This window comes from Devosia sp. (genome assembly GCF_036676215.1).
In the GTDB taxonomy this organism is placed as follows: domain Bacteria; phylum Pseudomonadota; class Alphaproteobacteria; order Rhizobiales; family Devosiaceae; genus Devosia.
In genome coordinates this window covers 1-5471 of the sequence record NZ_JAKFDJ010000182.1, presented here as the reverse complement: position 1 = coordinate 5471, position 5471 = coordinate 1, and the positions used below count along the sequence as shown (strand labels likewise).

Sequence of the window (5471 nt, the reverse complement as noted above, 5' to 3'; positions counted from 1 at the left end):
CGGAACGGATCAAAGCTGTTGGCATTGGCGAAGCGCCTGGGGTCGCGGTTGGCGGCGCCCAGCATCAGCCCGATCACGTCCCCCTTGCGCAGGTGCAGCCCTTCATAGTCGAGGTCGCTCAGCGCATAGCGCGTGAACATATGTAGCGGCGCGTCGAAACGCAGGCATTCTTCCACCGTGGCTTCGGTCTGCGCGTCGCTGGAGAAAAGCGTAACCGGATCGATACCGCTTTCGAGGATCGATTTGACGCCATTGCCGGTGGTGTGGACCGTCGCCTCGTGGCCCGCGTTGAGCAGCAGGATGGCCGTGGACATGACCTCCTCGTCACTCAGCCGGTCGCCGTCACGATCCGAGGTCAGCATATGCGACAGCAGGTCCTCCCGCGGCTGCCTGCGGCGATCCGCAATGGCCTCGGCCACGAAATCCATGAAGTCCTGCGAGGCCTGGTTGGCATCGATCTCGGTCTCATGGCTGACGCCGAACATGTACATGGCCACCATGCGGTTGGACCAGCTGAGCAGGCTCGGCGCGCTTTCGGCGGGCAGGCCGATCATTTCGGCAATGATGATGGCCGGGATTGGCGCGGCAAAGGCCTTGATCAGGTCGACGCTGTCCTCGCCCTCGAAACTGTCGATCATCTCATTGGCGAGCCGGATGATGCGCGGCCGCAACTGCTCGACATGGCGGGAGACAAAGGCGCGGTTGACCAGGGTGCGTAGGCGCGTATGGCCAGGCGGCTCCAGATTGAGCAGGGAGTGCTTCTCGGTGAGGTCGAAGGCGGCCGTATGCGGCTTGGGCTCGGGCATGCCGAGCTCTTCGCGCGTCGCCACATGCAGAATCTCGCGGCCAAAGCGCTTGTCGCGCAGCAGGGCACTGACATCCTTGAACCCGGCAAAGCACCAATGGCCATATTGGTCCCAGAAGAAGGCCGGGTTGCCTTCATGCAGCCGGTCATAGAAGCGATAGGGATTCTGGAAAAAATCCGGATCGCGCGGGTCGGCACTGGCGCGGCGGTGGTCGGGAACGTCGGAGATCGGCTTGAGCTGGATAATGGCGGCCATGGGGAGGAGGGAAACCGGAACAACAAATGGATGTTCGACATTACGAGGTCGTGCCTCCTTTGCAATCGGCGGCTTGCCCTTGCGGCAAAAATCGCTAGTGGAGTGGGAAAGACCCAAGGAGTGTCGTGCCGTGAGCGATCTGACCCTGAACCAGGCCATCGACAACATCTATGCCTCGATCAAGAACGACAACGAGGATCTGGACGCCCATATCGCCGCGCTGAAGGCCGCCATGGCCCGTGAAGGCGCCAAGGAGGCGGTGTTCGAGCCGGCCAAGCTCGCCCAGTCCAACCGCCAGGGGCGCAAGATCATGCAGTCCTATTTCAAGAAAAAGGGCGTGGCGGTCAGCTTCTCGGCCTAGGCGAGCAGGCCCGTTCCATTCACCTTGCCGTCACATCCGGCAAACGCGCTATTGAAGCCTGCCCCAATGCCGCCTATCTGTGCCTTTACCCGCTCTTAAGGCAGCATGGGCTGCAATCGAGCGCAGCGTCGATTCGAAATTCGACATGATCCCCGGACCCCCGATATCCGAGTTCGGGAAGGGATCGTGTTTCATCCAAGCAATGCTGGCCAGGTCCGTGATACGGCACAGCAAAGGGGCATTACATGCGGGATCCGCACGATACTTACATGAACACGCTCGTTCCCATGGTGGTCGAGCAGTCCAATCGGGGCGAGCGCGCCTTCGATATCTATTCGCGCCTGCTGCGCGAACGCATCATTTTCGTGACCAGCGTGGTCGAGGACAACATGGCGAGCCTGATCGTGGCTCAGCTGCTGTTCCTCGAATCAGAGAATCCGAAAAAGGAGATCTCGCTCTACATCAACTCGCCTGGCGGCGTGGTGACGGCGGGTCTGTCGGTCTACGACACCATGCAGTTCATCCGCGCGCCGGTGGCCACCATGGTCATGGGGCAGGCCGCCTCGATGGGCTCGCTCTTGCTGGCGGCAGGCGAAGCCGGCATGCGCACCGCGCTGCCGAATTCGCGCATCATGGTCCACCAGCCCTCCGGCGGCTTCCAGGGTCAGGTCACCGACATCCTGATTCATGCCAAGGAAGTCGAGGGTTTGAAGCGACGTCTTAATCAGATTTATGAGAAGCACACCGGCCGCACCTACGAGGAAATCGAGAACGCTCTCGAGCGCGATCGCTTCCTTTCCCCGGAAGAAGCCAAGACCTTTGGCCTCATCGACAACGTCTGGGACAAGCGGGTCGTGCCGGAGGCGCAGGCCTGATTCCGGCGTTAAGCACATTGCTGATGCGCCGTGGACTGTGATCCAGACGCAATTGCACCAAGCCGGATCGGTCTTTAGGATCGGTTCGGCTTAGACTTTCTTTAGGCTCGAGCGTTACCGTCACTGATAACGCTTGGTTTTGGGGGCGCTCTGGCCCCCGGGAGTGACTGGATGTCCAAAGAGACAACGAACGGCGAAACCTCGAAGAACACGCTTTACTGCTCGTTCTGCGGGAAATCCCAGCATGAGGTTCGCAAGCTGATCGCCGGTCCGACCGTGTTCATCTGCGATGAATGCGTCGAGCTGTGCATGGACATCATCCGCGAAGAGAACAAGACCTCCATGGTCAAGTCCTCCGATGGCGTGCCGACACCTGCAGATATCTGCAAGGTGCTCGACGACTATGTCATCGGCCAGTTCCGCGCCAAGCGCGTGCTCTCCGTGGCCGTCCACAACCACTACAAGCGCCTGCACCACTCGTCCAAGAACCAGGATATTGAACTTTCCAAGTCCAACATCCTGCTGATCGGACCGACCGGCTCGGGCAAGACGCTGCTGGCCCAGACGCTGGCCCGCATCCTCGACGTGCCCTTCACCATGGCTGACGCGACGACGCTCACCGAAGCGGGCTATGTCGGCGAGGATGTGGAGAACATCATCCTCAAGCTGCTTCAGTCGGCCGACTACAACGTCGAAAAGGCGCAGCGCGGCATCGTCTATATCGACGAAGTCGACAAGATCTCCCGCAAGTCTGATAACCCGTCCATCACCCGCGACGTATCGGGCGAAGGCGTGCAGCAGGCTCTGCTCAAGATCATGGAAGGCACCGTGGCTTCGGTTCCGCCCCAGGGTGGCCGCAAGCATCCGCAGCAGGAATTCCTGCAGGTGGACACGACCAATATCCTGTTCATCTGCGGTGGCGCCTTTGCCGGGCTCGAAAAGATCATCTCGGCACGTGGAGAGGGCTCGGGCATCGGCTTTGCCGCGACCGTCAAGGACCCCAACGACCGTCGCGTCGGCCAGATCCTGGCCGATGTGGCGCCGGAAGACCTGGTGCGTTTCGGGCTGATCCCCGAATTCATCGGCCGTCTGCCGGTGCTGGCAACGCTGGAAGACCTTGATATCTCCGCGCTGATCGAAATCCTGACCGCCCCCAAGAACGCCCTGGTGCGCCAGTACCAGCGCCTGTTCCAGATGGAAGAAGTCGAACTGACCTTCCACGAGGACGCCCTCAAGGCGATCGCCGAGCGGGCCATCGAGCGCAAGACCGGCGCCCGCGGCCTCCGCTCGATCATGGAAGCCATCCTGCTCGACACCATGTACGACCTGCCTTCGCTCGAAGGCGTGGAAGAAGTGGTGATCAGCGCCGAAGTGGTGAACGGCAAGGACGTGCGTCCGCTGTACATCTACTCCGAGCGCAAGAAGGACGAAGCGCCCGCAACGGCGTAACGTTCCGAGGATAGAATTGAAAACGCCGGGTGATGAGCCCGGCGTTTTTTGTTTCTAGGCCGCCACCTGGGGCCTCGGACCCACATAGACCGACATCGGCCGGATCAGCCTGCCGCCCAGGGCCTGTTCCCGCGCATGGGCGACCCAGCCGCCGACGCGGCCGGCGGCGAAGACGCAGGTGAAGGCGTCGCGGGGAAAGCCGAGGGCTTCGAGCAGGAGCGCGGTGTAGAATTCCACGTTGGTTTCCAGCGGTCGGTCAGGCTTTTTCTGCCGCAGCAGATACAGCGCGGCCTGTTCGACCGCTTCTGCCAGCGCCAGGCGCTGCGGCTCGATGGCGCCCGAGGCAGCCAGCAGCCGGACGGCGCCCTTGAGTGCGTCGGCACGTGGGTCGCGGACCCGATAGATGCGATGGCCAAAGCCCATCAGCCGCTCGCCGCGTGCGAGCGCATTGTCGAGCCATGCGGGGGCGTCTGCGGGCTTGCCGACGCCGTCCAGCATATCCAGCACCGGGCCGGGCGCCCCGCCATGCAGCGGCCCCTTGAGGGCGCTGAGCGCGGCCAGCACCGCGGAGGCGAGACCTGCCTGGGTGCTGGCGACCACGCGGGCGGCGAAGGTGGATGCGTTGAGCCCGTGATCGGCCACCGTCACCAGATAGCGATCGAGCGCCGCGGCCTGCTGCGGGCTCGGCACGGTGCCGCCCAGCATGCGCAGGAAGTCGGTCGCATGCGGCAGGGCCGGGTCGGGCGCGACGGGTTCCATTCCGCCGCGCAGCCGGAGCAGGGCGCTGGTGAAGACCGCGGGCGCCGCGACGAGCTGCAAAGCAGGGTCAATGTCATCACCATCCGCCAGCCGCGCCATCAGCGCCCGCAGGCCCTCTACGGGCGGCAAGGCCACAATGGCGGCATCGGCTGCGACGACATGGGCGAACACGGCCTGGCGCGCCGCGCCCAGTGCCGCCGGCAGGTCATCCGGCAGCGGCAGGAAGCCGTCGCATAACAGGTGCAGCACATCTTCATAGCGGCTGGTTGCCACCAGCTCGTCCAGCGACACGCCGCGCACGATCAGCCGGCCATTGGCGCCATCCACGTCCGACAGCACTGTTTCGGCGGCGACTACATCTTCGAGACCACTTTTCATAGCGCACTCCTTTGGCTTGTTGCGGCAAAGGTTAGGCGTGTTAACATTGACGTCAATCTTGACCGATTGGATCAATGTATTTGCCATGGACTGGCTGACCGCTTCTGAAGCCCTGAGCCTGCTCGGCACCCAGCCGCAGACGCTCTATGCCAATGTCAGCCGCGGCCGCATCAAGGCCAAGCGCGACCCATCCGACAGCCGCAAAAGCCTTTATCGGGGCGACGACGTGCGGCGCCTGGCCCGGCGCGCTGCTGGCCGCCGCCGACAGGACGCCGTTGCTGCCCAGGCCATGCAGTGGGGCGATCCAGTGCTGCGCACGGGTATTTCGACGGTTGCCGATGGCCGCTTGCTTTATCGCGGCCACGATGCCTGCGAACTGGCGGAGGGTGCCACGCTCGAGGATATCGCCGCGCTGCTCTGGCAGGCACCGTGCGACCTCGGGGGGCTGTCGTCCTCGGATGCCGGCGAGGGCCTCCCGGGCGCCTTTATGGCGCTCGCCAGGCGGGCAGGGGCGCCGACGCCCATGGTTCGATCGCTGGCCGGGGAAGCCGGGCAGGTGCTGGGGGCCATGGCGCAGGCGCTGGCCGG

The 5471-nt window shown here is 63.5% G+C and carries 5 protein-coding genes and 1 pseudogene; 4 read left to right on the top strand and 2 right to left on the bottom strand.

Going from position 1 to position 5471, the window contains the following annotated elements; translation table 11 throughout:
- The coding region (locus tag V6M52_RS15130; RefSeq protein WP_332701618.1) for a cytochrome P450 at positions 1-1061 on the bottom strand (1061 nt) is incomplete at its 3' end.
- A 130-nt stretch (positions 1062-1191) separates the two neighbouring features.
- Here V6M52_RS15130 and V6M52_RS15125 point away from each other — a divergent pair.
- The 3 genes from V6M52_RS15125 to clpX all read left to right on the top strand — a co-directional run bounded on the left by V6M52_RS15125 (position 1192) and on the right by clpX (position 3746).
- Entirely contained in the window at positions 1192-1422 is a 231-nt protein-coding gene (locus V6M52_RS15125; RefSeq protein ID WP_332692388.1) for a hypothetical protein, read from the top strand.
- Positions 1423-1667: 245 nt separating this feature from the next.
- Entirely contained in the window at positions 1668-2297 is a 630-nt protein-coding gene (locus V6M52_RS15120; protein ID WP_332692390.1) for an ATP-dependent Clp protease proteolytic subunit, read from the top strand.
- A gap of 171 nt (positions 2298-2468) precedes the next feature.
- Positions 2469-3746: an ATP-dependent Clp protease ATP-binding subunit ClpX gene (gene clpX / locus V6M52_RS15115; RefSeq protein ID WP_332692393.1), complete on the top strand. Its 1278-nt coding sequence runs from the start codon at positions 2469-2471 to the stop codon at positions 3744-3746.
- A gap of 54 nt (positions 3747-3800) precedes the next feature.
- Here the strand turns inward: clpX and V6M52_RS15110 are convergent, their stop codons facing one another.
- Positions 3801-4883, bottom strand: coding sequence for a citrate synthase/methylcitrate synthase (locus V6M52_RS15110; protein ID WP_332701617.1), 1083 nt, complete (start codon positions 4881-4883; stop codon positions 3801-3803).
- A gap of 58 nt (positions 4884-4941) precedes the next feature.
- Between V6M52_RS15110 and V6M52_RS15105 the strand changes: the two are divergent.
- Positions 4942-5471, top strand: a pseudogene (locus V6M52_RS15105) (citrate synthase); the annotation flags it as partial.

Excerpts from the sequence above, each read along its gene's own strand:
- V6M52_RS15120 (WP_332692390.1), top strand. The coding sequence starts at position 1,668 with ATGCGGGATCCGCACGATACTTACATGAACACGCTCGTTCCCATGGTG.
- clpX (WP_332692393.1), top strand. The coding sequence starts at position 2,469 with ATGTCCAAAGAGACAACGAACGGCGAAACCTCGAAGAACACGCTTTAC.
- V6M52_RS15110 (WP_332701617.1), bottom strand. The coding sequence starts at position 4,883 with ATGAAAAGTGGTCTCGAAGATGTAGTCGCCGCCGAAACAGTGCTGTCG.